This window comes from Coleofasciculus sp. G3-WIS-01 (genome assembly GCF_040223135.1).
Taxonomy (GTDB): Bacteria; Cyanobacteriota; Cyanobacteriia; order Cyanobacteriales; family Coleofasciculaceae; genus Coleofasciculus.
Map to the genome: position 1 here is coordinate 1 of NZ_JAVJZI010000148.1, position 2,334 is coordinate 2,334.

Here is a 2,334-nt window from a genome sequence, read left to right on the forward strand (position 1 = left end):
CCTCTGGAGTTATCTAAATTAGGCTCAATACTTGGTAGTTTTCTACGGGTGTTTGGTTTAAGTATTGCCGCAAGGATAGATAATTGTAAGGTGTGTCGCGGAACTAAGAATCCCCGCACTTATAGGGCGGGGAGTGTCAAGTTGATAGAAGAGTCGATCCTGAATGCGCTGATGTATCGAGAACGCTATGGATTGGAGATTATGAGTGCGATCGCGCAAGCTAGCAACGGTGAACGCACAATTGGCTTCAGTTCCCTTTACCCCACCTTGCGAAAACTGGAAAAGCGGGGATTTGTCACCTCTCGCTGGGGTGATGAAGCGCCGGAGGAAACTACAGGCGCACGCCGACGTTATTACAAAATCACAGGTTCTGGCTTGCAAGCCTTGGAGAAAAAGCAACAATTCCTCACCGCCTTACAACATTTGCAACCTGTACTGGGAGAACTTTAAATGATGCAACGAAACCGTCAGCGCCGCCACGTCGTTTCGCAGATAATACGTTTTATCCGGCGTGGTGTAAAAGCGATCGCCAAAACCTTGATCTATCTAACGGTTGAATTTACCGTCTACGTTGCTATCGGTGGAGGAGCGATCGCGCTTTTCTGGCTAGGATTACCCAGCTATGTCGCCTTAGGATTAAGTATCGGGTTAGTCATTCTCAGCCTCACCATTAGTTTTCTGGCTTACCGACAACATCGCCGGATCACCAGGCGATCGGTCACAACCCATGCTTCTCCTATCATTAAAGGGGACGTCAAACTAGCTGACTTGATCGCTCAAACCCTTGCCGAAAAAGCGCCTCAGGAGTGGGAAGAATACCAAGATTGGCTACATGATATTTTGCTGGATCGTCGCCAACGTCTAGATCAGGGTGATCCCGATTGGCGGGTAACCCTATTAACCTACTGGCGATTAACTGGACTCTGCATTACCGTCACTTTGATCAAGCTGAGACGACTTGCGATCGCGGCGAGACGACTGCGTTAGCAACTCCGTTACATAAAACTTACACAAATCTACCAATACCCGGTAGAATCTGCCGTTTACTTCCTGCTTCGTCCTGATGGTGGCGGCACTCAACCAGTCCACAGGCTATCACCGTCTAACTGGCGGCTATCTCCAAATTGAATGATGCGTTCAGATCGCGATCGCATTCAAACCCACAGTTGTCACACCGGAAAACCCGCTCAGATAGAGGCATTGAGTCTTTCTCTGTGTGGCACTGGGAGCAAGTTTTAGTTGAGGGATACCATCTCTCAACTATGACTAATGTTGACCCATACAATTGGCACTTATACTCTAACTGGCGTTTGAATTCAAAAAAGCCCATATCTTGGATAGCTTTGGCTAACTTGTGATTAGCCATCATACCGGACACATTTAAATTCTCAATCCCTATCCGGCTGTGGTTTTTGGCTAGATAGGTAGTGAGGTTGTGCAGGGTGTCTAGACGAATGTTAGCTATCTTCCGATGCAAACGAGCTATCTTGACCTGGGAAGACTTCCAGTTGGCTGAGCCGATATGCTTATGGCGATTCAACCATTGTAGTCGTGCCAACTTACGCTCATACTTACGGTAACTTTTCGCACCTTCTACCACAATGCCTGTAGACAGTTTTGAAACCTAATAACATTGAGCCGACCACAAAGATGTGATACTTTTATCATACAACCTTATGGTTGTCTTTCCCGAACAAATAAAATCAAAGCATTTTTCCGGAAATATCGCGAAATTACCTGTGAATCAAGCTCTAATCGTCAACCCCACGATTGCGATCGCGCCCCTTATTGATGGATGATCCGAAACACCTGTACCCTGTAGGGGCGACCCCCTTACACCAATTAACAACACCTGTCCACCCCATTGGATCGGCTCACCCTCGACTCAATCAATGTCGTGATCGGTTCGTGATTTGCCAAGGACGAATGACAAAAGACAAAAGACAAAAAAAAGAGAGTCACCTAAGCAACTCTCCGGATTATCAGGGTGCATCTACTATGCACAATTATAAACTTATGGGGTGAGGGGTGTCACCCCCTATTTACCAAAAAGACGTTTAGTTTTGTAAAGGAGTGGCGGCGTCACCCGTGATCCATAATCATACCTCCGTCGCAGGAAAATCCGCGTCTTTAGACCGGGGATTGTCAAATATGAAGAGTTGGTAAAAGTATAGTCAAATATAGACAGACTTCATTTCATTGCAGAAATTCCCTTCGCTTTTACTTTGAGAGATTAATTCTCATAATAGTGAACTACGCACCTCTCTATCCCATAGCGGTTAAACGCATTTGGGAATGCTTTTCGTAAAATATTGTAGGAACCTATGACATCAG

The 2,334-nt window shown here is 46.1% G+C and carries 3 protein-coding genes and 2 pseudogenes; 3 read left to right on the forward strand and 2 right to left on the reverse strand.

The window, feature by feature from the left end:
- Both RIM23_RS14535 and RIM23_RS14540 read left to right on the forward strand, forming a co-directional pair.
- Positions 1 to 450: PadR family transcriptional regulator (locus RIM23_RS14535; RefSeq protein ID WP_446367943.1), on the forward strand; the 450-nt coding region annotated here is incomplete at its 5' end.
- Positions 451 to 987: a hypothetical protein gene (locus tag RIM23_RS14540; protein WP_446367944.1), complete on the forward strand. Its 537-nt coding sequence runs from the start codon at positions 451 to 453 to the stop codon at positions 985 to 987.
- Between the two features lie 115 nt (positions 988 to 1,102).
- Here RIM23_RS14540 and RIM23_RS14545 read toward each other — a convergent pair.
- A pseudogene (locus RIM23_RS14545) lies at positions 1,103 to 1,624 on the reverse strand (RNA-guided endonuclease InsQ/TnpB family protein); the annotation flags it as partial.
- A gap of 52 nt (positions 1,625 to 1,676) precedes the next feature.
- On the opposite strand from RIM23_RS14545, the gene RIM23_RS14550 reads away from it, so the two are divergent.
- On the forward strand, positions 1,677 to 1,799 hold the full coding sequence (locus RIM23_RS14550; protein WP_446367945.1) for a hypothetical protein: 123 nt from the start codon (positions 1,677 to 1,679) through the stop codon (positions 1,797 to 1,799).
- 421 nt (positions 1,800 to 2,220) lie between these two features.
- On the opposite strand, the pseudogene RIM23_RS14555 reads toward RIM23_RS14550, so the two are convergent.
- A pseudogene (locus RIM23_RS14555) lies at positions 2,221 to 2,334 on the reverse strand (IS200/IS605 family accessory protein TnpB-related protein); the annotation flags it as partial.